General features: G+C 66.1%; 22 protein-coding genes and 3 tRNA genes. 20 read left to right on the forward strand and 5 right to left on the reverse strand.

Going from position 1 to position 22169, the window contains the following annotated elements:
- Positions 1-16 precede the first annotated feature (16 nt).
- The 8 genes from AC5RWA_RS13115 to AC5RWA_RS13150 all read left to right on the forward strand — a co-directional run bounded on the left by AC5RWA_RS13115 (position 17) and on the right by AC5RWA_RS13150 (position 7874).
- The gene (locus AC5RWA_RS13115; protein ID WP_494057952.1) at positions 17-1558 is read left to right on the forward strand and encodes a YibE/F family protein; all 1542 of its coding nucleotides are present in this window, start codon (positions 17-19) and stop codon (positions 1556-1558) included.
- A gap of 172 nt (positions 1559-1730) precedes the next feature.
- Positions 1731-2909, forward strand: a complete 1179-nt coding sequence (gene dusB / locus AC5RWA_RS13120; RefSeq protein ID WP_494057953.1) for a tRNA dihydrouridine synthase DusB — start codon at positions 1731-1733, stop codon at positions 2907-2909.
- A gap of 7 nt (positions 2910-2916) precedes the next feature.
- Complete coding sequence (locus tag AC5RWA_RS13125; protein WP_494058026.1) at positions 2917-4191, forward strand: deoxyguanosinetriphosphate triphosphohydrolase; 1275 nt, start codon at positions 2917-2919, stop codon at positions 4189-4191.
- Positions 4192-4258: 67 nt separating this feature from the next.
- On the forward strand, positions 4259-6175 hold the full coding sequence (dnaG, locus tag AC5RWA_RS13130; protein ID WP_494057954.1) for a DNA primase: 1917 nt from the start codon (positions 4259-4261) through the stop codon (positions 6173-6175).
- A 76-nt stretch (positions 6176-6251) separates the two neighbouring features.
- Positions 6252-6324, forward strand: a tRNA-Asn gene (locus tag AC5RWA_RS13135).
- 123 nt (positions 6325-6447) lie between these two features.
- Positions 6448-6523, forward strand: a tRNA-Asn gene (locus tag AC5RWA_RS13140).
- A gap of 148 nt (positions 6524-6671) precedes the next feature.
- Positions 6672-7613, forward strand: coding sequence for an FAD-dependent monooxygenase (locus tag AC5RWA_RS13145; RefSeq protein ID WP_494057955.1), 942 nt, complete (start codon positions 6672-6674; stop codon positions 7611-7613).
- Positions 7614-7874, forward strand: coding sequence for a hypothetical protein (locus tag AC5RWA_RS13150; RefSeq protein ID WP_494057956.1), 261 nt, complete (start codon positions 7614-7616; stop codon positions 7872-7874).
- Positions 7875-7931: 57 nt separating this feature from the next.
- On the opposite strand, the gene AC5RWA_RS13155 is transcribed toward AC5RWA_RS13150, so the two are convergent.
- The 3 genes from AC5RWA_RS13155 to AC5RWA_RS13165 all read right to left on the reverse strand — a co-directional run bounded on the left by AC5RWA_RS13155 (position 7932) and on the right by AC5RWA_RS13165 (position 9949).
- On the reverse strand, positions 7932-8339 hold the full coding sequence (locus tag AC5RWA_RS13155; protein WP_494057957.1) for a hypothetical protein: 408 nt from the start codon (positions 8337-8339) through the stop codon (positions 7932-7934).
- 72 nt (positions 8340-8411) lie between these two features.
- Positions 8412-8618, reverse strand: coding sequence for a YMGG-like glycine zipper-containing protein (locus tag AC5RWA_RS13160; protein ID WP_275730798.1), 207 nt, complete (start codon positions 8616-8618; stop codon positions 8412-8414).
- Between the two features lie 107 nt (positions 8619-8725).
- Positions 8726-9949: a multidrug effflux MFS transporter gene (locus AC5RWA_RS13165; protein WP_115524128.1), complete on the reverse strand. Its 1224-nt coding sequence runs from the start codon at positions 9947-9949 to the stop codon at positions 8726-8728.
- Between the two features lie 177 nt (positions 9950-10126).
- Here AC5RWA_RS13165 and AC5RWA_RS13170 point away from each other — a divergent pair, with 177 nt between their 5' ends.
- The 6 genes from AC5RWA_RS13170 (at position 10127) to AC5RWA_RS13195 (ending at position 15460) form a co-directional block, all read left to right on the forward strand.
- On the forward strand, positions 10127-10981 hold the full coding sequence (locus AC5RWA_RS13170; RefSeq protein ID WP_494057958.1) for a phage holin family protein: 855 nt from the start codon (positions 10127-10129) through the stop codon (positions 10979-10981).
- Positions 10982-11099: 118 nt separating this feature from the next.
- Positions 11100-11723: a CDP-alcohol phosphatidyltransferase family protein gene (locus AC5RWA_RS13175; RefSeq protein WP_079595556.1), complete on the forward strand. Its 624-nt coding sequence runs from the start codon at positions 11100-11102 to the stop codon at positions 11721-11723.
- Entirely contained in the window at positions 11723-12631 is a 909-nt protein-coding gene (locus tag AC5RWA_RS13180) for a DMT family transporter (protein WP_494057959.1), read from the forward strand. Before AC5RWA_RS13175 ends, AC5RWA_RS13180 begins: the two co-directional genes overlap by 1 nt.
- 114 nt (positions 12632-12745) lie before the next feature.
- Complete coding sequence (locus tag AC5RWA_RS13185; protein ID WP_079595554.1) at positions 12746-13942, forward strand: glycosyltransferase; 1197 nt, start codon at positions 12746-12748, stop codon at positions 13940-13942.
- 78 nt (positions 13943-14020) lie between these two features.
- A tRNA-Ile gene (locus tag AC5RWA_RS13190) sits at positions 14021-14094 on the forward strand.
- A gap of 175 nt (positions 14095-14269) precedes the next feature.
- Positions 14270-15460 (forward strand): acyl-CoA dehydrogenase family protein, encoded by a 1191-nt coding sequence (locus AC5RWA_RS13195; RefSeq protein ID WP_494057960.1) that lies wholly within the window; start codon positions 14270-14272, stop codon positions 15458-15460.
- A 32-nt stretch (positions 15461-15492) separates the two neighbouring features.
- Here the strand turns inward: AC5RWA_RS13195 and AC5RWA_RS13200 are convergent, their stop codons facing one another.
- On the reverse strand, positions 15493-16059 hold the full coding sequence (locus AC5RWA_RS13200) for a M23 family metallopeptidase (protein ID WP_494057961.1): 567 nt from the start codon (positions 16057-16059) through the stop codon (positions 15493-15495).
- A 448-nt stretch (positions 16060-16507) separates the two neighbouring features.
- Here AC5RWA_RS13200 and rpsB point away from each other — a divergent pair, with 448 nt between their 5' ends.
- From rpsB to AC5RWA_RS13230, 6 genes are all read left to right on the forward strand, one after another.
- Entirely contained in the window at positions 16508-17365 is an 858-nt protein-coding gene (gene rpsB / locus AC5RWA_RS13205; protein WP_079595551.1) for a 30S ribosomal protein S2, read from the forward strand.
- Between the two features lie 125 nt (positions 17366-17490).
- Positions 17491-18327, forward strand: coding sequence for a translation elongation factor Ts (tsf, locus tag AC5RWA_RS13210; RefSeq protein ID WP_079595550.1), 837 nt, complete (start codon positions 17491-17493; stop codon positions 18325-18327).
- A 119-nt stretch (positions 18328-18446) separates the two neighbouring features.
- Positions 18447-19184: a UMP kinase gene (gene pyrH, locus AC5RWA_RS13215; RefSeq protein ID WP_079595549.1), complete on the forward strand. Its 738-nt coding sequence runs from the start codon at positions 18447-18449 to the stop codon at positions 19182-19184.
- A 127-nt stretch (positions 19185-19311) separates the two neighbouring features.
- Complete coding sequence (frr, locus tag AC5RWA_RS13220) at positions 19312-19869, forward strand: ribosome recycling factor (protein WP_079595548.1); 558 nt, start codon at positions 19312-19314, stop codon at positions 19867-19869.
- Positions 19869-20792, forward strand: a complete 924-nt coding sequence (locus tag AC5RWA_RS13225) for a phosphatidate cytidylyltransferase (RefSeq protein WP_115524135.1) — start codon at positions 19869-19871, stop codon at positions 20790-20792. The genes frr and AC5RWA_RS13225 overlap by 1 nt, the downstream gene beginning before the upstream one ends.
- Before the next feature lie 77 nt (positions 20793-20869).
- Positions 20870-21457, forward strand: a complete 588-nt coding sequence (locus tag AC5RWA_RS13230; protein ID WP_494057962.1) for a DivIVA domain-containing protein — start codon at positions 20870-20872, stop codon at positions 21455-21457.
- A gap of 3 nt (positions 21458-21460) precedes the next feature.
- Here AC5RWA_RS13230 and AC5RWA_RS13235 read toward each other — a convergent pair whose 3' ends face one another.
- Positions 21461-22150: a hypothetical protein gene (locus AC5RWA_RS13235; RefSeq protein ID WP_494057963.1), complete on the reverse strand. Its 690-nt coding sequence runs from the start codon at positions 22148-22150 to the stop codon at positions 21461-21463.
- Between the last annotated feature and the right edge of the window lie 19 nt (positions 22151-22169).

Genomic DNA, 22169 nt, shown 5'->3' on the forward strand with positions numbered 1-22169 from the left:
GCCGACGCCGCAGGCGATGGCTGCCCGGAGGAAGGCCAACCGGATCCTGGCAGCGGTGCTCATTCCCATCACCCTGCTGACCCTGGCCGGGATGGCCATGCTCTGGCCCTCCGGAAGCAAGGAAGGCATCTCGCTGGCCAACCCGTACTCGGCTGCCCCTGGAGTGACCTTCGATACGGGCACCATCCAAAGCGTGGTGACGGAAAACTGCATGCAAGGCGCCAGCCAGCAGAACCAAACGCCCCAGGCCCAGGACGGGCAGGCGCCCACCCAAAGCCCGGGCCAGCAGGGATCGGACTGCACCTTCGCCTTCACCGAACCGGACAAGGGCGGCAGCCCCGTCAAAGTGGTCATCAACCCGGACGTCGCCAAGTCCCATGGCGTCAAGCCCGGGGACCAGATCCGCTACCTGAACCTGTCCAATGCCCAGGGCGCCTCGGCCTCGCAGGGTTCGCCCGCCTATATCTTCGTGGACTTCGTGCGGACCCTGCCCATCGTGCTGCTGGCCCTGCTGTACGCAGCCGTGGTCATCGCCGTCGCGCGGTGGCGGGGCTTCCGCGCGCTCGTCGGGCTGGTCGGCGCCTACTTCGTGCTGGCCAGCTTCATGCTTCCGGGCCTCGTGGAAGGGAAGCCGCCCCTGCTGCTGGCGCTGGTGGGGTCCACCGTGATCATGATCGGGGTCCTGTACTTCGCCCACGGATTCTCGGCCCGGACCTCCACCGCGCTGCTGGGCACCATCTTCGGCCTGGGCATTACGGCGCTCTTGGCCGCCTGGGCCACGAATGCAGCCAACCTCGCGGGCGTGGGCAACCACGACGCCACCACCCTGGTCAACACCTCAGCCAACATCTCCATCTCCGGGGTGATCCTGTGCGGGCTCATCATCTCCGGCCTGGGCGTCCTGAACGACGTCACCATCACCCAGTCCTCCGCCGTGTGGGAACTGTACGAACTGGCCCCGGGCAGCAGTGCGCGGAAGCTGTTCACCTCCGCCATGCGGATTGGCCGCGACCACATCGCCTCCACGGTCTACACCATTGCCTTCGCGTACGCCGGTGCGGCGCTGCCCATCCTCATCATCGTGATGCTCTACGACCGGCCGCTGGGGGAGACGCTGACCAGCGCAGAGCTCTCCGAAGAAGTCATCAGGACGCTCGTCGGCTCCATCGGGCTGGTCCTGGCCATCCCGGTGACCACCCTCATCGCGGTGCTGGTGGTCAAGGCGACCGGCATCAACGCCGGTGCAGCCGCCGTCGAAGCCCCTGCCATGGCCGTGGCAGGCGGATCCCAGCCACGCGGTGCCAGTGCACAAGATGCCAGTGCACTGCATGCCGGCACCGGGCACAACCTGGACGATGTCGCGGACACCGGTGCGCTCGCAGCCGCGGCGTTGGAAGGACGGGCCCGGCGCGTTGCCGCACAACCAGGCGCCGCTGCAGGTGCCGGCGCCGGTGAAGGTCCGGGTGCCGCTCAACGTCTGGACTCGGCTGATGGTCAGGAGGGCGCGCCGCTTACCCGCCGCGGCCGCCGGGCCGCCGCCGACCGGGAACGCCCCTGACCGCGAACGCCGCTGACCGCGAATGCCACTGACCGCGAATGCCGCTGACCGCGAATGCCACTGACCGGACGGGCGCTCTCCAGCCCCCTGACCGAGGGCGCCGCTAACCCAGGCCGGTGTAGGTCATCCGGGACGGGCCACCCGATTTGTCCGGCTTTGCAACAATGGAATGGTGACTGTTGCAGCAACTACTCTCGCTCCCAAGCTGGAACTCCCGCCCCTGAAGCTGGGTCCCATCACCGTGGACACGCCGGTGATCCTGGCGCCCATGGCCGGGATCACCAACTCTGCCTTCCGCAGGCTCTGCCGTGAATACGGCGGAGGCATGTACGTGGCGGAGATGGTTACCTCCCGCGCGTTGGTGGAGCGGACCCCCGAATCCCTCCGGATCATTTCCCACGACGACGACGAGAAGGTCCGGTCCGTCCAGCTGTACGGCGTGGACCCTGTCACGGTGGGCCAGGCAGTGCGGATGCTTGTGGAGGAGGACAGGGCGGACCACATCGACCTGAACTTCGGCTGCCCCGTCCCCAAGGTCACCCGGCGCGGCGGCGGATCCGCCCTGCCCTGGAAGATCGACCTCTTCACGTCCATCGTCCAGACTGCCGTGAAGGAAGCCTCCCGGGGCAACATCCCGCTGACCATCAAGATGCGCAAGGGCATTGACGAGGACCACCTGACGTACCTCGATGCCGGCCGCATCGCCCGGGATTCCGGCGTGGCCGCCGTCGCGCTTCACGGCCGCACCGCCGCCCAGTTCTACTCGGGCCAAGCGGACTGGTCCGCCATCGCACGGCTCCGCGAAGCCCTCCCGGATATCCCGGTGCTGGGCAACGGCGACATCTGGTCGGCGGAGGACGCCGTCCGGATGGTCCGCGAAACAGGGGTGGACGGCGTGGTGGTGGGCCGAGGCTGCCAGGGCCGGCCGTGGCTGTTCGGCGATCTGCAGGCGGCGTTCGAAGGCAGCGACACCCGCTTCCGGCCCAACCTGCGCCAGGTGGCCGAGGGCGTCTACCGCCATGCCGAGCTGATGGTGGAGACCTTCGGCGACGAAGGCAAGGCGCTGCGCGAGATCCGCAAGCACATCGCCTGGTACTTCAAGGGCTACGTGGTGGGCGGAGAGCTGCGCACCCGGCTGGCGCTGGTGACCAGCCTCGAGGTGCTGAGGGATACCCTGGCCGAACTGGACCTTGACTCGCCGTATCCGGGCGGTGACGCGGAGGGCCCGCGCGGCCGTGCCGGATCACCCAAGAAGCCCGCCCTGCCCAAGGACTGGCTGGAGTCCCGTGCCCTGAACGACGACCAGTCCAGGGACATCTCGGCAGCAGAGCTGGACGTCTCCGGTGGCTGAGGCCCGCATGGCCGCGCCGGTGCTGCCCGGCTACGATGCCGACGATTCCGCCCGCTGGGTGGAGGAGCCGCCGAAAAGCACGTACCGCTCCGATTTTGAGCGGGACCGCGCCCGCGTCCTGCATTCTTCCGCCCTGCGCCGGCTGGGTGCAAAAACCCAGGTGGTGGCCCCGGACACCGACGACTTCGTCCGGACCCGGCTGACCCACAGCCTGGAGGTGGCGCAGGTGGGCCGAGAACTCGGCCGCGCCCTGGGATGCGACCCTGATGTGGTGGACACCGCCTGCCTGAGCCACGACCTCGGGCACCCGCCCTTCGGCCACAACGGGGAGTCGGCGCTGAACGAGGTGGCGCATGCCATCGGCGGGTTCGAGGGCAACGCCCAGACCCTTCGGCTGCTGACCCGCCTGGAGCCCAAGGTGCTGACGGCGGATGGCCTGCCCGCCGGGCTGAACCTCACCCGGGCGAGCCTGGACGCGGCGGCTAAATACCCCTGGTCCGCACTGGAGGCCCCAGTCATCCACGGCCAGCGGACCAGCAAGTTCGGCGCCTACGAGGATGACCTGCCCATCTTCACCTGGATCCGGCAGGGCGCCCCCGAGCGCCGGTCCTGCCTGGAAGCCCAGGTGATGGACCTCGCGGACGACATTTCGTACTCGGTCCACGACGTGGAGGACGCGATCGTCGCCGGGCACTTCCAGCTCCGCTGGATGGACAACCCTGACCACCGCGCCCGTGTTGTGGGCTACGCCAAGCAGTGGTACCTGCCGCACAACGACCCCGCCGCCATTGACGCCGCCTTGGCCCGTCTGGAAGCCACCGATGTGTGGGTGCGGGAGGCGGACGGCAGCCGCAAATCCATGGCCGCCCTGAAGAACATGACCAGCCAGCTGATCGGCCGGTTCTGCCAGAGCGCGCTCGAAACCACCCGTGCTGTGTACGGCCCCGGCCGGCTCACGCGCTACAACGCCGAACTCATGGTCCCGGATGAAACGGTGATGGAAATCGCCGTCATGAAGGGCCTGGCCACCACGTTCGTGATGACCACGGAGCACCGGCAGCCCATTTACGAACGCCAGCGCGAGGTGCTCCACGCCCTGGTGACCGCCTTGAGCGCCACCGGTGACCGGCACCTGGAGCCCATGTTCGCTGCCGACTGGCGGGACGCCCCCGACGACGGCGCCCGGCTGCGTGTGGTGATCGACCAGGTGGCCTCCCTCACGGACGGTTCCGCCCTGGCCTTGTACGAGCGCCTGGTGGGGAGCCTGCCGTCGCTGTGGTGATGCGCACTGTGGTGAGGAACGCCATAAGGCGGCTTCCGCCGTCGTACCCCCGCATTAGGATTGCTCTGTGGCTGGGCTGATCAAACGCGAAGATATTGACGAAGTACGCCAGCGCACGGACATCAAGGAAGTGGTTGACGGCTATGTCACGCTCAAGGGTGCCGGGCTGGGGACCTTCAAGGGCCTGTGCCCGTTCCACGACGAGCGCTCGCCGTCGTTCACCGTCCGTCCCCAGGTAGGCCGTTACCACTGCTTTGGCTGTGGTGAGGACGGCGATGTCATTGCCTTCGTCCAGAAGCAGGACCACAGCTCCTTCCAGGAGGCCGTGGAGAAACTTGCCGCACGCATCGGTTACGAGCTCCGGTACGAGGACGGCGGCACCGGCCCCAACCGCGAGGAGGTGGGGCGCCGGCAGCGGCTGCTGGACGCCCACAAAATCGCGGACGAATTCTTCCGCGCCCAGCTGCTGACGCCGGGCGCGGCGGAGGCACGGACCTTCCTGCACGGCCGCGGCTTCGACCGGGCGGCAGCGGAACACTTCGGCTGCGGCTACGCTCCCCAGGGCTGGGACGCCCTCCTCAAGCACCTCCGCGGCCGCGGCTTCACCGACGCCGAACTGAAGCTCACGGGCATGTTCTCCGAGGGCAACCGCGGCATCTACGACCGCTTCCGCGGCCGCCTCATCTGGCCCATCAAGGACATCGCCGGGGACACCATCGGCTTTGGCGCCCGCAAGCTCTACGAGGACGACCAGGGGCCCAAATACCTCAACACCCCCGAGACCGCGCTGTACAAAAAATCCCAGGTCCTCTACGGCATTGACCTCGCCAAGCGCAGCATCGCCAAGGACCGCCAGCTGGTGGTGGTGGAAGGCTACACCGACGTGATGGCGTGCCACCTGGCAGGAATCACGACGGCGGTGGCCACCTGCGGCACCGCGTTCGGCACCGAGCACATCAAGATTGCCCGGCGGCTGCTCTCCGACGACGGCACCGGGGGAGAGGTAGTGTTCACTTTCGACGGCGACGCCGCCGGCCAGAAGGCCGCGCTGCGGGCCTTCGAGGAAGACCAGCGCTTCACCGCGCAGACGTACGTGGCGGTGGAATCCACAGGTGCCGATCCCTGCGACCTGCGCCAAAGCAGGGGCGACGAAGCCGTTCATGCCCTGGTGCAGTCCCGCCGGCCCCTGTTCGAATTCGCCATCCGCACCACCCTGAAACAGTTCAACCTGGACACCGTGGAGGGGCGGGTGCAGGGCCTGAAAGCCTCTGTGCCGGTGGTGGCGGGCATCCGTGACGCTTCCACCCGGACGGGCTACTGCCAGGAGCTCACAGGCTGGCTGGGGATGCCGGACCCCAACGAGGTGCTGCGGCTGGTCAACGCCGCCGTAAAACGCGGTGACCAAGGAGGGGCTCCTGCAGCCGCTCCCCGGACGTCCGCTCCGGCCGCCCAAGCCGGCGGGCCCGGCGTTGCCGCGGGTCCGGCGTCGGGCGCTGTTCCTTCCTTCCACCGGCCCGACCCCAGGGACCCTGTCGCCTCCATGGAGCGCCAGGCGCTCGAAGTGGCCCTCCAGGAGCCCGCACTGCTGGGCGGCGGGGTCTGGGAGCGGTTTGCCGCTGCCCGGTTCGCCACGCCGGCGTTCCAGGCCGTCCACGATGCCATGCGCGCCACCGGCGCGGGCCTGGTGAACGATCCGGTGCGGTGGGTGGAGCACGTGATGCACGAGGTTCCCGAGCCCCTGCGGCCGCTGGTGTCCGAGCTCGCGGTGGTGCCGCTGCCGGCAAGCACGGAGGAGGCGGTGCAGAAGTACTGCCGCGACATCCTCTCCCGGCTCTTCGAGTTGCAGATCACCAGGGTCAAGGCGGACAAGATGGGGCAGCTGCAGCGGCTGGACCCTGCGGCGGACCCGGAAACCTACCAGCGGCTCAACCGTGAGCTGATGATGCTGGAGATGGAACGCCGCGCACTGCGGGCGGAGGCGTAGCCCCCGGGTCCGGCCCCTCGGCACGCCCCGATTTCATTTCCCGGGCAGGTGTTTGCTAGGCTAATACCCGCTTCATTCCTCCTTAGCTCAATTGGCAGAGCATTCGACTGTTAATCGAAGGGTTGCTGGTTCAAGTCCAGCAGGAGGAGCGCACAATCCCCGTTCCGGCCTCCGGAACGGGGATTTTTTATCCCCGCGAACGGCAATCCGGCCCGCAAATCCGCCGATTTCACATTCGCCGGAATCCTTTGCTAATGTCATACCTGCTTCATTCCTCCTTAGCTCAATTGGCAGAGCATTCGACTGTTAATCGAAGGGTTGCTGGTTCAAGTCCAGCAGGAGGAGCCAGCCGGAAAATCCCCGTTCCTCAGCCATGAGGAACGGGGATTTTTTCTTGCCGCCCATCCTCCCGGCAGTGACTCTTCTCATGCCCTGTGCCCGGGAGCATTATGGGGGAGGACGGATGCTGGTGCCGTGCCGCGGACAGGAGCGGATGATGACAGGTACAGCGACGCGCCGGGCGATAGTTATCGGCGCGGGCATTGGCGGGCTCACTGCCGGGCTGGCGCTGGCCGGCAAGGGCTGGGACGTCCAGGTCCTGGAGCGGACGGCGGCCCTCCGGCCCGTGGGGTACGCCCTGATCATGGCCCCGAACGCGCAGCGGGCCCTTGACGCCATCCCCGGCGGCATCGTGGAACAGATCCATTCCCTTGCCACCTTGCAGGGCGAGAGCGGCATCCGGACCGCGCGGGGCGGCTGGTTGTCCCGCAACGACGCCTCCCTGGCCGAGGAGCGGTACGGCCATCCGGCAGTGGTGCTGCGCCGCGCCGAGCTCGTGGAGATGCTGGCCGCCAACCTTCCGCCTGGCTCGCTGCGGCTCGGGACACCGGTTGCCGGCCTGGATGCAGACACCGGTGAGGTCACCCTTGAAACAGGGGAAGTGCTGCGCGGCGACGTGCTGGTCGCGGCGGATGGCATCCACTCGGCAGCCAGGGCAGCGCTCTTTCCCGGGTGTCCCGGACCGGTGTTTGCCGGATTAACGGCCTGGCAGGCGCTGGTGCCTTCGGCCGGCATCGACTACCAGGTGGGCACCACGTGGAGCCGCGGCGGAGAGTTCGGCATGCTGCCGATGAAGGACGGGCGGCTGTACGTCTTTGCGGAGGCAGCGGCGGATGAACCGATGCCGCGGCGGACCGGGGCCGAGGAGAAGGCCGAACTGGTGCGCCGGTTTGGCGGCCTGCGTCCCCCTGTTCCGGAAGTCATCAGGCGGATCGATGAAGAGGCGGTCCTGCGCGCCGACATCCACTCAATGCAGGTACCGCTGCCGGCCTTCCACCGTGGCAGGGCAGCAATTCTGGGCGATGCAGCGCACGCCATGGCTCCCAACCTGGGCCAGGGGGCTTGCCAGGCCATTGAGGACGCCGTCACCCTCGCGTAAGTGCTCGACAGGTCCGGCAGCATCCCGCAAGGCCTGGCGGACTACACCGCAGCCCGGATGCCGAGGACCTCACTCATCGTCCGCCGGTCCTCGCAGGTTGCCCGGTTCGCCACGATGCGGAACCCGGCCGGGCAAGTGCTTCGGAACGGAATGCTGCGGGCCATGGGACTGCTCGGCAGCTCCGCTGCGCTCCGCCAGGCAGATTTCGTGATGCGCTGGGACCACCCGGCCGTGGCGGTTCGTCCGCGGCCGCCGCAATGAGGTGCGGGAGGCCGGCGCCGGTTTCCTGACGGGCTGGCTCCGGTTTCCTGAGGGGCTTCAGACGAAGTCCATCTCCACCTGCAGGAACCTCTCGGCTTCCACAATGGCGGTCTGGAAGGCTTCCTTTTCGGTGGGGGACTTCCGGGGCTGGCGCGGGTTCCATTCGTGCGGTGCCGAGTGGATCCGGACGAACCCGGTGTCCGGGGGCGCGTAGAAGATTCCAAAGCGCTGCACCGGCCATTCCGGGGAGGTCTCCGGGGCCACGAGCAGGGCGGCGTTGAAGGCGGGATTGAACCATTGGGCGATGGGCCGTCGGCGGTCCTCGGTGAAGAGCCCGGCGGCGTAGAGCGCGGCAGACTGCTCCCCGGTCTGGGCGCACAGCCGGTCCCACCACAGTGGCAGAATTCCGGCATCGCACCGTTGCCATGTGGCCGGAAGCGGCTGTGGATCCTGCCAGCTGGGCACAGACATTATTTTATCGCGGCAAGGGCTTTGCGCGGCAGATGGAGCGGCGCGGCGCCGCGGCTGGTGCAGGCGTCAGCGGCGCTTCCAGGGGCCGGGGTTGACCCGGTACAGCAGTGCCGCGCCGGCCACCGCTCCCAGCGCGATGCCCATGGCAGGGTTTCCCAATGCCCGCCCCGCGAAGTAGCCGACGACGGCGCCAAGCACCGCGCCGAGGAAGAGTCCCCTTCCGTTCCGGTGCGGCTTGCGCTTCTTCCTGCCATGCAATGAATCGCCGGTCATTGAATTGCCCGCTCCTTAATGGCCCTGTTCCTTGAGAACCCTGCTCCTTGAGAACCCTGCTCTGGATGCCCCTGTTCCTTGATTGCCTGGTTCCGTGATTGCCCTGTTCAATGGATGGACGGCACGGTGCGCGGACGGACCACGAGCCAGAGGGCTGCGATGGCCAGCAGGATACAGGCTGCCTGCACCGCTCCCATGGGCGTGGCGCTGGTGATGCCCAGCCAGCCCACCACCGGCGAGATCAGGCCGGCCATCATGAAGGTGGCCGCACCCAGCAGGGAGGCGGCGGTTCCGGCCTGGGAGGCGTGGCTGGCGAGGGCCAGCACCTGGACGCAGGGGAACATAAAACCGGTGCCCATGATGTAGAACCACAGTGGAACCATCACGCCCCACAGGCCCAGGCCCAGCTGGTCGAACAGCACGATCAGCATTGCCATCAGGAACATCCAGGCCGTGGCGCCGGCCAGGATCCACTGCGGCGGCACCCTCCTGATCAGCCGCGAACTGGTTTGTACGCCCGCCACGATGCCCAGGGAGTTGATCCCGAACAGCAGCCCGTACTCCTGCGCGGAGAATCCGAACACGTCCTGGAAGAGGAAAGGAGAGGCGGACAGATAGGTGAAGAGGCCGCCGAAGTTCAGCCCTGCCACCAAAAGGAGACCCACAAAGATCCGGTCGCTGAAAAGGACCTTGTAGCGCTGCCGGGCCGTCATGCCGCTTTGCCCACGCTTTTCCGGCGGGAGGGTCTCGCGGACCAGGAACAGCGCGGCAATGATGACCAGGGTGCCGTACGAGGCCAGGAAGACAAAGATCCCGGGCCAGGCCATCACCAGCAGCAGCTGGGATCCGATCACGGGCGCCAGGATGGGTGCCAGGCCGTTGACCAGGCTCATGCGCGAGAACATCCGCACCATGGCGTAGCCGGAGAACAGGTCCCGGACCATGGCCATTGCCACCACGCCGCCTCCGGCCGCGCCGATACCCATCAGGACGCGGAAGATGCCCAGGGTGGTGATGTCAGTGGACAGCGCCGCTCCCAGCGACGCCGCGATGTGCAGTGCCGTCGCCAGGATCAGCGGGTTGCGCCTGCCGAATTTGTCGCTGAAGGGGCCCACCACCAGCTGGCCGAACGCGAACCCCAGGGTGGTCCCGGCGAGGGTGAGCTGGACCTGGGCCTCGGTCACGCCAAGGCTCGCCTCCAGCGCCGGGAACGCCGGCAGGTACAGGTCGATCGTGAACGGCCCCAGGGCGGTCAGAGCGCCGAGAAGGAGAATGTACAGAAGTTTCCGGCGTCGGGTCAGCAAGTCGCCTGGATTGGAGGGAGTGGTCACGGATTACCATCCTAGGCCCGGCACCATCTATTTTTTCAGCGTTGTAGGCCGTGCCGTCCGGCAAGCCCCGAAGTTCGGCCTGAACCTGAATGGTAGTTTTGGGGCGGGGACTGTGCCGAGGCACTTTTCCCGCAGCATACGGAAGCCGGATCGACCATAACCAGTAAGGCGGAACCGATGAGCGGACGTCACAGCGGGCGGACCAGCCCGGGATTGCGCATCACCGCGCTGCCCAGGACGCTTAAACTCCTTTTCCGGCTGGCTCCGCGCCAGCTGAACGATGAGATCGCCTTCGCCAAGATTGAGCTCAAGCGCAAAGGCATCCAGCTCGGAGTAGCGGCCGCCTTCTTCGCCGTCGCCCTGGTCTTCCTCGTCTTCCTGGTGGTCGGACTCATCGTCGCGGCCATCATGGGGCTGGCCACCATCATGCCCGCCTGGCTGGCCGCCCTCCTGGTGTCAGCGGCCTTCCTGCTGATCGCCCTCATCGGCGGCCTGATCGGCTTCCGCAAATTCAAGAAGGCCATGCCACTGATGCCGGAGGAAACCATCCGGGGCATCAGGCACGATATCGGTATTGCCAAGGAAGGTTCGGCTTTCAACCCTGCGGTCCTTGACCCGAACACCCCCGAAGCGAAAGCTGCCAAGGCCGCCAGGGAAGAGGCCGCGGCCAAGGCCAAGGCGGAGAAGGCGGCCAAGACAGCCGAGCACGACAAGGAATACCCGCACGCCTCCGAACCCGAGCTCGCACGCCGCCTCAACCAGCGGCGCCACCACCTCACCGACGTCCGCGACGAACTCGGCACCGAACTGGACGTCAAGACCCAGGCGCAGTACCTGCTCGCGGCCGCCCAGGGCAAAGTGCGCCAGGGCCAGGCCATCGCAGGGCGCGGCATGGACGCGGCCAGCGAACGGCTGGCCACCCTGGCCGCATCCACCGAGGGGCTGCAGAAACGCTGGAGGCCGCTGGCAGCTTTGGCTGCCGCAGGCACCGTCCTGGTGGTCCTGCTCCGTAAGCTTCTTCGAACCTACTAGCACGGGTTTGCCAGGGCTGCCGGCCGCCAGCACGCCCGGGCACAACCGCAGGACTGATGCAGCAAGCCAACAACTGCAGGACCGCGCCGACCAGGCAGCAGGAAGGAAAGGGGGACGGGTGAAGTTTATTGGTGCCGGCGCCCGTCCCGGCCGCCCCCAGGTGGACCATGACCGGGTTTTCACCATCCCAAACCTGCTCACCGTGGTCCGGTTCATGGGGGTCCCACTCTTCATCTGGCTCGTCCTGGCGCGGAAGGAGTACGGCGCCGGTGTGGTTGTCCTTGCGGTGATGGCCAGTACCGACTGGATTGACGGGTACGTTGCCCGCCGCTTTGACCAGGCCTCCAAGCTCGGGCGGGTGCTGGACCCCATCGCCGACCGCCTGGCGCTGATCGCCGTCGCCATCACCCTGGTGATTGCCGGCGTCGTGCACTGGCTGTACCTGGCGGCGCTGGTCATCCCGGACGCGGTACTCCTGGTGCTGACACTCTCGCTGTTCGGCGGCCATCCCGACCTTCCTGTCAGCGCTGTTGGCAAGGTGCGGACGGGGCTGCTGCTCCTGGGCACGCCGATGCTGCTCCTCTCCCGGCTGGACACCGGGTTCTCGGACGGATTGTTCGTGGCCGCCTGGATTGTGCTCGGGCTGGGCCTGCTGGGCCATTGGATCGCTGCGTACAACTACTTCTGGGCGATCCTGCGCAAGGGCAGGATGCGCACCGGGCACGACGGCGGGACCACCTGATGGTGTGGGTCGCCGTCGTGCTTGCGCTGCTTGGGGCCTTCTGCCTCGCCCTTGGTGCCCAGCGCCAGGGAAGCGCCGTCAAGGCCGACACCGGCGGCCTGGCCCTGAGCTCCAACGGTTTCCTCCGCCTGCTCCGCAATCCCCGCTGGGTCTTCGGACTCCTGCTGCTTGCTGCCGGGATGGCCATGAACGCGGTGGCCCTCGTGTCCGCCCCGCTCACAGTTGTCCAGCCAATCGGTGCCATTGCGCTGGTCATCACCACCGTCATCAACGCCAAGGACCAGGACCTCACCATCAACCGGGCCACGGTGGTGGCCATCGCCGCCTGCGTGACGGGCTCCGCGCTCTTTGTCCTCCTTGCAGTCAACGTGACGCAGGAGAACCATCATGTGAGCCTGGACGCGGAGCTCACCATCGTGCTGCTGCTGGCGCTTGCCGTCGGGCTCTTCGGCACTTTGGCCGTTATGTTCAAGCACCGGATCAACGCTTTCGTCTATATCCTGGGCGCCGGAGTCCTCTTTGGCTTCGTGGCCGTCCTCACCCGGATCATCGGCAAGCACATGCTGGATCCCAACGGCCTCTTCCTGCTGAACGTGCAGTGGTACTCCGTGGTGGCACTCGTTGCCGCCGGCGGGCTGGGGTCCTGGTTCGTCCAAAGCGCATACTCCTCGGGTCCGCCGGACCTGGTGATCGCCGGACTGACGGTGATCGACCCCATCGTGGGGATCGCCATCGGAATCGTCATCCTGGGGGAACTGCGGCCCGATGTGCACGCCGTCATGGCGATTGCCATGGGAACCGCCGCTTCCCTTGCTATCGTTGGGGTTATCGCCCTTTCCAGGCACCATCCCGAGGTCACCAAGCGCAAGAAGGACGCGCGGAAGGCCGCGGGCAGGCCGTCCCACTAGCACCCATTCCCGCCTACCAGATCGAGCAGTTCCACGAAGCCCCGGCGCTACATGCCAGGCCAGACGTGCAGTCAGTCGACGCTGTCCGCACCGTGACCATCAGGAGTTCTCCACGTGACCACGCCCGCCGACCAGACGCCGCTGACCATCCTGATCGCTGCTGACACCTATCCGCCCGACATCAACGGCGCAGCCCAGTTCGGCTACCGCCTGGCCAAGGGAATGACCGGCCGCGGGCACAACGTACACGTCCTGGCCTGCCGCAACGGCAAGGGCAAGAGCTTTAGCGAATTCCGCGACGAAGCCACCGTGCACCGGCTCCGCTCCCACAGCGTGCCCACGCACGAAACCTTCCGGATCTGTTTTCCCTGGGAGATCAAAAAGGAAATCAGCCTGCTGTTCGACCGCGTCAAGCCGGATGTTGTCCACATCCAAAGCCACTACATGATCGGCGAGCACGTCCTGTATGAAGCCGTGAAGCGCGGCGTCAGGATCGTGGCCACCAACCACTTCATGCCGGAAAACCTCAACCCGTTCCTGCCGTTTCCCCAGTGGTTCAAGGACATCATCGGGCGCATCTCCTGGAAGGACATGGGCAAGGTGATGGGCAAGGCGGACGTGGTCACCACACCAACACCCCTGGCGGCCAAGGCCATGCACGAGCACGCATTCCTCCGGAAGGTCCTGCCGCTCTCCAACGGCATTGATTCTGCCGCCTACGAGCTCCAGCCCGGCGAGCAGATCGAGCCGCACCCGCACCCCACCGTCATGTTCGCGGGCCGGCTCGCGGAAGAAAAGCACGTGGACGTGCTCATCAGGGCAATCGGCAAAACGCCCCCGGAACTGAACGTGCACCTGGAAATCGTGGGCGGCGGCGAGGTGCGTGCCTCCCTGGAGGAGCTGGTGCAGCGGCTCGGCCTGGGCAGCCGGGTGAAGTTCCTTGGCCTCGCGAGCGACGAAGACCTGCGGAAGGCCTACATCCAGGCTGATCTCTTCTGCATGCCCGGCACCGCTGAGCTGCAGTCGCTGGTGACCCTGGAGGCCATGTCTGCCTCCACCCCGGTGGTGCTGGCGGACGCCATGGCGTTGCCACACCTGGTGCGCGACGGCGAGAACGGCTACCTCTTCACACCGAATGACAGCGATGACCTCGCCAAGAAGATCACCCAGATCCTGGAGCTTCCAAAGGACCAGCGCGAGGCCATGGGCCAGGCCAGCCGGCAGATGGTGGAGCCGCACAGCATCCAGGGCACTCTGCAGACCTTCGAGGACCTGTACCGCGGTGCGGGCTTCGAAGACAAGGTGGTCTAAACCCCTTCCGGGGTTTGCTAGAGTGTTTTTGCCCTGCTGGAGCCGATGTCCGAACGGATCGGGACCTGCGGGGCGCACGGGGCTATAGCTCAGCTGGTTAGAGCGCGGGACTCATAATCCTAAGGTCCTCGGTTCAAGTCCGAGTAGCCCTACATTCCTCCCAAACCGCGGCCGACCTCTTCGGCCGCGGTTTTTCTATGCCCACAGCCGTTCCTTTGCTCCCCGGTTCTTTGCTGGAAGGCCGATCTGGGGTATGTTACTGACCAGTAACTTACCGCGCCCCGTCCCTGGGGGCGCCGGTCACCGCCGATCACCTGTGAGGTACCCATGTCCACGTCCATGCCAAGTGTGAATGACCTTCCCTATGCTAACGGCGACTTCTACGCCTTTGAGCAGCTGCTCAGCGCGAAGGAGCAGGACCGGCTCGCTGAAGTCAGGGACTTCCTGGCCCGGGAGGTCCGGCCCATCGCCGTGGACTGCTGGAACCGCGGCGAATTTCCCATGGACCTCATCCCCAAGCTCGCCGACATTGACCTGGTGAGCCCCGTCCGGCGGCAGGGTTACTCAAACCTGTTTGCGGGACTGCTCCATGCCGAAGTAACGCGCGCTGACGCATCCATTGCGACCTTCATGGGCGTCCACGACGGGTTGTTCACGGGCTCCATAGAAGCCCTGGCCTCCCAGGAGCAAAAGGACGCGTGGCTTCCCGAGATCTACGCCCTGAAGAAGACCGGCGCCTTCGGGCTCACCGAGCCGCTGGGCGGAAGCGATGTAGCCGGGGGAACCCGCACCACGGCCCGGCGGGACGGCGGCAACTGGATCCTGAACGGCGCCAAACGCTGGATCGGCAACGCCACCTTCTCGGACTGGGTGGTCATCTACGCGCGCGATGTTGAGGACAACCAGGTCAAGGGCTTCCTGGTGGACACCACCCTTGCAGGATTCAGTGCCACAAAGATCGAGAACAAGATCTCGCTCCGGACCGTCCAGAACGCCGACATCACCCTGACCAACGTCACTGTGCCGGACTTCTTCAAGCTTGCCCACGCCAACAGCTTCCGCGACGTCAACAAGGTCCTCAAGGTCACCCGGCTCGGCGTCGCCTGGCAGGCCGTTGGCCTGCAGATGGCCGCATTCGACGTTGCCCGGCGCTACGCCGTGGAGCGCCACCAGTTCGGCAGGCCCCTGGCCTCCTTCCAGCTCGTGCAGAACCAGCTGGTCCGCATCCTTGGCAACACCGTCAGCTCCATGGGCATGATGGCCAGGCTTTCGCAGCTGGAGGACGCCGGCCTGGCCAAGGACGAACAGTCGGCGCTGGCCAAGGCCTTCACCACGGAGCGGATGCGGGACAGCGTAGCCATCGGCCGAAGCATCCTGGGCGGCAACGGGATCGTGACGGACTTCGAGATGGCCAAGATCTTCGCCGACGCGGAAGCCATCTACTCCTATGAAGGAACCGCCGAGATCAACACCCTGGTGACCGGCCGGGCCATCACCGGCATATCGGCCATCGTCTGACCGCAGCCGTTGCCGCCGTACCCCCATCGGGACTACGGCGGACCGCCGAGCGGCAGCAGGATGGACGGCCGCAGGTCCATCACGAACTGTAGGGGATTGACATAGTCCTCGCCGCGCCGGACGCCCCAATGGATGCAGGCGGATACCCCGCAGTGCCCGGGAAGGGCGGTACCGATGACCTGTCCGGCGGCTACCGGGTTGCCCGCCGCCAGGGTACTCTCCACCGGTTCAAAACTGCTGCGCAGCCCGTTGCCGTGATCAATAGTGATGACCGGCCGATCCACCACCACGCCCACGAAGCTGACCGTTCCGGCCGCAGGGGAGGTGACCGGGGCGCCGTCGTATCCTGCCCCCAGGTCCACGCCCCGGTGCCCGCTCAGCCAGGGCTTCGGCGGGGGATCGAAATTGCGCAGAACCTTCGGGCGGGGTGCCAGCGGCCACTGCCACGAGGGCGCCGGCACGGCCGCGCCCGCGTCCCCTGCCGCCGTCGTGCCGGCCGCGTGAACGGCAGGGGAGAAGCTGTATGGCAGTGGCTGCGTGGTGGAGGCCACCGACGCGGGAAGGAGCAGGAGGGCTGCGAGGAGGAGCGAAGGCTTCATCCGCCCAGCATGCGCCGCCCGAAAACCGGGCCGGCAGGGCGAATCAGGTCTATGTGGAAAAGGCCCCGGGCAGGGCGCCTGCTGTCCGCCGGACACAGGCGCCTGTAGTACACTTGGTGGAGCAGTTTGCTGCGCCCTCAACGCTTACCGTCCCAGTGGTTCACCCCCGCGGTGCATCCCCTTGTCCGGATTGCGTCGGCACATCTCATTCAGGAGTGTGGGGGAGCAGCAGCTGACTACGCGCATCCAGCCCTCCACTTGGTGAAGCCCCGGCAACGCCAGTGAAGGATCGCGCCTCCTGCGGTCCGTGCCATATGGCGCGGATGGGAAGCGTGATGGATGCCAGGAGCACGGCCCGGCCTGGGCCACGCTAATCAACCGTCAACTATTGGCAGGGTAAGAAGCCTTCGGGCTCTCTCATGAATGACCTGCCGGAAGGAGCGTCGGCATGCCCGTCGTAACTATGCGCCAGCTGCTTGACAGCGGCGTCCACTTTGGACACCAGACCCGCCGTTGGAACCCGAAGATGAAGCGCTTCATCTTCACCGAGCGCAACGGCATCTACATCATCGACCTTCAGCAGTCGCTGTCCTACATCGACCGCGCCTACGAGTTCGTCAAGGCAACCGTTGCCCACGGCGGCACCGTGCTCTTCGTCGGCACCAAGAAGCAGGCCCAGGAAGCAATTGCCGAGCAGGCAACCCGCGTTGGCCAGCCCTACGTGAACCAGCGCTGGCTCGGCGGTATGCTGACCAACTTCCAGACTGTCGCCAAGCGCATCCAGCGCATGAAGGAACTCGAAGAGATCGACTTCGACGACGTCGCCGGTTCCGCGTACACCAAGAAGGAGCTGCTGCTCCTCAAGCGCGAACTCACCAAGCTCGAGTCCAACCTCGGTGGTATCCGCAACCTGACCAAGGCACCCTCCGTGCTCTGGATCGTGGACACCAAGAAGGAACACCTCGCCGTTGACGAGGCCAAGAAGCTGAACATCCCGGTTGTTGCCATCCTGGACACCAACTGCGATCCGGACGAAGTCGACTTCCCGATCCCGGGCAACGACGACGCCATCCGCTCCGTGAACCTCCTGACCCGCGTTGTTGCCGACGCCGTTGCTGAGGGCCTCATCGCCCGCAACAACCGTGGCACGGGCGCCACCGAAGCTCCGGAAGAGCCGCTGGCTGAGTGGGAGCGCGAGCTCCTCGAAGGCAGCAAGGCCGAGGAAGCTGCGGCAGCCCCTGCTGCTCCGGCAGAAGAAGCTGAAGCCCCGGCTGCTGCCGAGGCTCCCGCTGACGACGCCAAGTAACACAACTAAATCCGGATTCTCCGCGCTTACCAGCCGGAGCTGCTGACAGGATGGCCGCCCGCTTTCGCGGGCTGCCGTCCTGTCGGTCCGTACACCACAACAAATTTCTAGACAGAGGGGTTCACATGGCGAACTACACTGCCGCGGACATCAAGGCCCTGCGCGAGCGCACCGGCGCCGGCATGATGGACGTCAAGAAGGCTCTTGACGAGGCCAACGGCGATGCCGAGAAGGCCATCGAGATCATCCGCATCAAGGGCCTCAAGGGCGCTACCAAGCGTGAAGGCCGCTCCACCGCTGAAGGCCTCGTGGCCGCCAAGGTCAGCAACGGCGTCGGCGTCATGATCGAGGTCAACTGCGAGACCGACTTCGTTGCCAAGGCTGACAAGTTCATCCAGCTGGCCGACAAGGTCCTGGCCGTTGCCGTTGAGTCCGGCGCCGCCGACCTCGAAACCCTGCTCGCCACCGAAGTTGACGGCAAGCCGCTCTCCGAGGTCGTCGTCGAAGAAGGCGCTGTCCTCGGCGAAAAAGTTGTTGTCCGCCGCATCTCCCGCGTTGAGGGTGCCACGGTTGACGCTTACCTGCACAAGACCTCCAAGGACCTGCCGGCCCAGGTTGGCGTGCTGTTCGCTGTTGACGGTGAAGGCGAAGCTGCTGCCACCGCCGCGCATGACGTCGCAGTCCACATCGCTGCCATGGCTCCGAACTACCTGACCCGCGAGGACGTTCCGTCCGACCTGGTTGAGTCCGAGCGCCGCATCGCCGAAGAGACCGCCAAGGCCGAGGGCAAGCCCGAAGCCGCCCTCACCAAGATTGTGGAAGGCCGCGTGACGGGCTTCTACAAGGGTGAGGTCCTGGTTGACCAGGCATTCGCAAAGGATGCCAAGAAGTCCGTGGCACAGGTCCTCAAAGAGGCCGGTGTCAACGGAACCGCGTTCACGCGTTTCCGCGTCGGCTCCTAGTCGATTCTGTGAGGGGGTGGCCACTTCGGTGGCCGCCCCTTTTGCATGCAACGGGACCGGTACCGACCACCGGGCCCGGCAGGATAACCTTTTTTCAGACTCATCAACGGGAAGGCATCATGGAAGCCGTCAACACTGTAATCCAGCCAGAGAAAAGCAGGCGGCGGGTCCTCCTGAAGCTCTCGGGTGAGGTCTTCGGCGGCGGGAAGCTGGGTGTCGATCCCGAGACCGTCCGTGACGTCGCCAAGCAGATCGCCGCAGCCGTGCCCGAGGTGGAAGTGGCCATCGTTGTGGGCGGCGGCAACTTCTTCCGCGGCGCCGAACTCTCCCAGAGCGGCATGGACCGTTCCCGCGCCGACTACATGGGCATGCTGGGAACGGTCATGAATTGCCTGGCCCTGCAGGACTTCCTGGAGCAGGCCGGCGTGGAAACCCGCGTCCAGAGCGCCATCACCATGGGCCAGGTGGCGGAAGCCTACATCCCGCGCCGCGCCATCCGGCACATGGAAAAGGGCCGCGTGGTCATCTTCGGTGCCGGCGCCGGCCTGCCCTACTTCTCCACGGACACGGTAGCCGCGCAGCGGGCCCTTGAGGTCCACGCCGACGTTGTCCTGATGGCCAAGAGCGGTGTGGACGCCGTCTACACGGCCGACCCCAAAAAGGATCCCACCGCTGAGCGGCTCGAGACCCTCAGCTACGACGACGCCCTCCGCCGCGACATCCGGGTCATGGACCAGACGGCGATGACCATGTGCAAGGACAACAACCTCTCCATGGTGGTCTTTGGCATGGAGGGTGAAGGCAACGTCACCCGCGCCATCCTGGGCGAAAAGCTGGGCACCCTGGTCACCGCCTAGCTCCGGCTAGGATGTTTTCAGGACAGTTCCGTCCCCGCCCGGCCGGCGGGGACGGAAGCAGCAACAGAGAACCATGTGTGTGCAGGGAACCGGTGCCCCGGACTGCACCAGAATCTGAGGAGAGACCGTGATCGAAGAAACCTTGCTCGAAGCCGAAGAAAAGATGGACAAGGCCGTAGAGGTAGCCAAGGAAGACTTCGCTGCCGTCCGCACCGGCCGGGCCAATCCGGGTCTGTACAACAAGGTCCTGGTGGACTACTACGGCTCACCCACCCCGCTCCAGCAGCTGGCCTCGTTCGCCATCCCTGACGCCCGCACCATCCTCATCACCCCGTTCGACAAGACGGCCCTGCGTGACATTGAGCGTGCGCTCAGCGACTCGGAGGTCGGCGCGAACCCGTCCAACGACGGCAACGTCATCCGGATCACCATTCCGGAACTTACCAAGGAACGCCGCAAGGAATACGTCAAGATCGTCAAGACCAAGGGCGAGGACGCCAAGGTTTCCATCCGCAACATCCGCCGCAAGGCCAAGGAAACCCTGGACCGCCTGGTCAAGGACGGCGAAGCCGGCGAAGATGAGGGCAGCCGGGCCGAAAAGGAACTGGACGGCCTCACCAAGGCACACGTCGACGGCATCGATGAGCTGCTGAAGCGCAAGGAAGCAGAGCTGCTCGAAGTCTGATGGGCCAGGCAGATCAGGCCCCCGCCCCACGGGCGCGCACACGGGGGAAGCAGCCCAGGAGCAACCCGACGCCAAAGGCCGGGCGGAACCTGCCCGCCGCCGTCGTGGTGGGCCTGGCCATGCTGTTCGCCGTCCTGGGCGGGCTGCTGTTCCTCCCGCTCGGATTCGTAGCCGTCACCACCGCCTTCGCAGTATTCGGCGTCTGGGAAATCTACCGGGCCCTCGAAGCCAACGGCACCAGGATGCCCATCGTTCCGGTCATGACCGGAACGGTGGCCATGCCGTTCGTGGCATACCTCGGCGGCATCGAGGGCCTGCTGTTTGCCATGCTGCTCAGCTCCGTGGCCGTGCTGCTCTGGCGGTCCGTCGAAAGTGCTGCAGGATCGGCCAACAGCATCTTCGCGGGTGTCTTCACCCTGGGCTGGGTGCCGTTCTTCATCAGTTTCGCCGCCCTGCCGCTGCACGCCACCGGCGGGGCGTCCCCGCTGGGACTCTGGCCCGGCGGGACCATCCCCGAAGGCGCCTGGCAGGTGGCGGTCATGCTCCTGCTGGTGGTCTCCAACGACACGTTCGGATACCTGGTGGGTGCGTCCCTCGGGAAGCACCCCATGGCCCCGAAAATCAGCCCCAAAAAATCCTGGGAGGGATTCGCCGGTTCCGTTGCCGGTGCCGTGCTCATCGGCATCCTCGCCTGCCTCTTCGTGCTGGACAAGCCCTGGTGGGTGGGGGTCGTGCTGGCCGTCGGCACAGTGGCCGCCTCCACCGCCGGCGACCTCGCCGAATCCATGGTGAAGCGCGAACTGGGCGTCAAGGACATGAGCAGCATCCTGCCCGGGCACGGCGGAGTCATGGACAGGCTCGACTCCATCGTGTTCGCATCACCGGTGGTTTTCGTCCTGTACGGACTGCTCGCCGGAGCCTGACACAAACCCTGGCCGGGCCCCGGCACCCATAAACTGGTGTAGCGGCGCTACGGCTGAAAAGCATCGAAGGAATCAAAGTGGCATTGGACATTCATCGGCAGCAGATCCCTGCGTCCTTCGAGCGCGTGCAGCGCAGTGAATACGGCTACAATGCCAAGCAGGTGGACCAGTTCCTGCAGCGGGCACGCGTGTCACTGGAAACCCCCGAATCCGCAGCCCAGCCGATCAACAGCGCAGACGTCCGGGCCGTGTCCTTCGACCCCGTCAAAGGCGGATACTCAGCATCCGTTGTGGACGCCGCCCTTGACCGCCTCGAAGACGCTTTCGCCCGCAGGGAACGGGACGAGCTGATCGCAGCCCATGGCGAGGAAGCCTGGCTGCGGGAGATCGGAAACCTCTCCGGCATCCTCCGTGGCCGGCTCCACCGCCCCGACGGGGAGCGTTTCCGCCGGCCGGCCAGGAAGAAGGTCCGCAGCTACAACACAACGGATGTGGACAGGCTGTGCCATGAGCTCGTGGCGTACCTGGAACAGGACAAGCCGCTGAGCGTGGACAGCGTCCGCCGGGCCGTTTTCCGCCCTGCCACAGGCCGCGACGGCTACGAGGAAGCCCAGGTGGACGCGTTCCTTGACCGTGTTGTCGAGCTCATGGCCGCCATCGACTGACGGCTAGGGTCCGTCCGGCGGGGTGGGGGACAGGGGCGTGTACCTGCTCCAGATCCCGGCATAGGCGCGGTATCCGTAGTAGGCGGAAGCCGCCAGGAAAGCGAAGCCGCAGGCCGCTCCCACGATGACCGCCGCCGTCGTCCCTGCCCCGACAAGAGTCAGCAGCAATCCAGAGAGAATGGCGATCAGCGCGGCATTCGCGCAGTTCATAAAAACCATGCTGCTGCCGGCCACATGGCTGAACGCGCTCCGGTTTCCGAAGAAGAAGTAGGTCCTCTCCGAACCGGACTCATCGTCGTGGTAGGCCGCCATCAGGTACGGCGCCACACCGGGGTCCAGGTCCACGTACGCCGCCCGCAGCCTGTTCATGGCGGTCACATACATGAGGTCTTCCTGGGCCACGTTCAGGACCCGTACCTGCGTGAGCAGCCCCATGGCCACGTCGATGCACAGCACGATTACCGCGAGCAGGACGAAGGCGTCCGAAAATTTCGTGGCCTGGCCCACCAGCGCCGCACTCACCACGCTGGCCGACGTGAAGGTCAGGAACATGCTGATCCGTGTCAGCACCTCGCTTTGGGCGGTGCTGCGTGATGCCAGCAGGCCCCAGTGCTCGGTGGCGAGCAACTGCGCCCGCACGGACGGCGGCACCGCGTCCTGCTGGCCTTCCGGGCTCCCGCCGTCGGTGGACATGGCGTAATTGTCCACCCAT

Source organism: Arthrobacter sp. 210 2 (assembly GCF_059093025.1).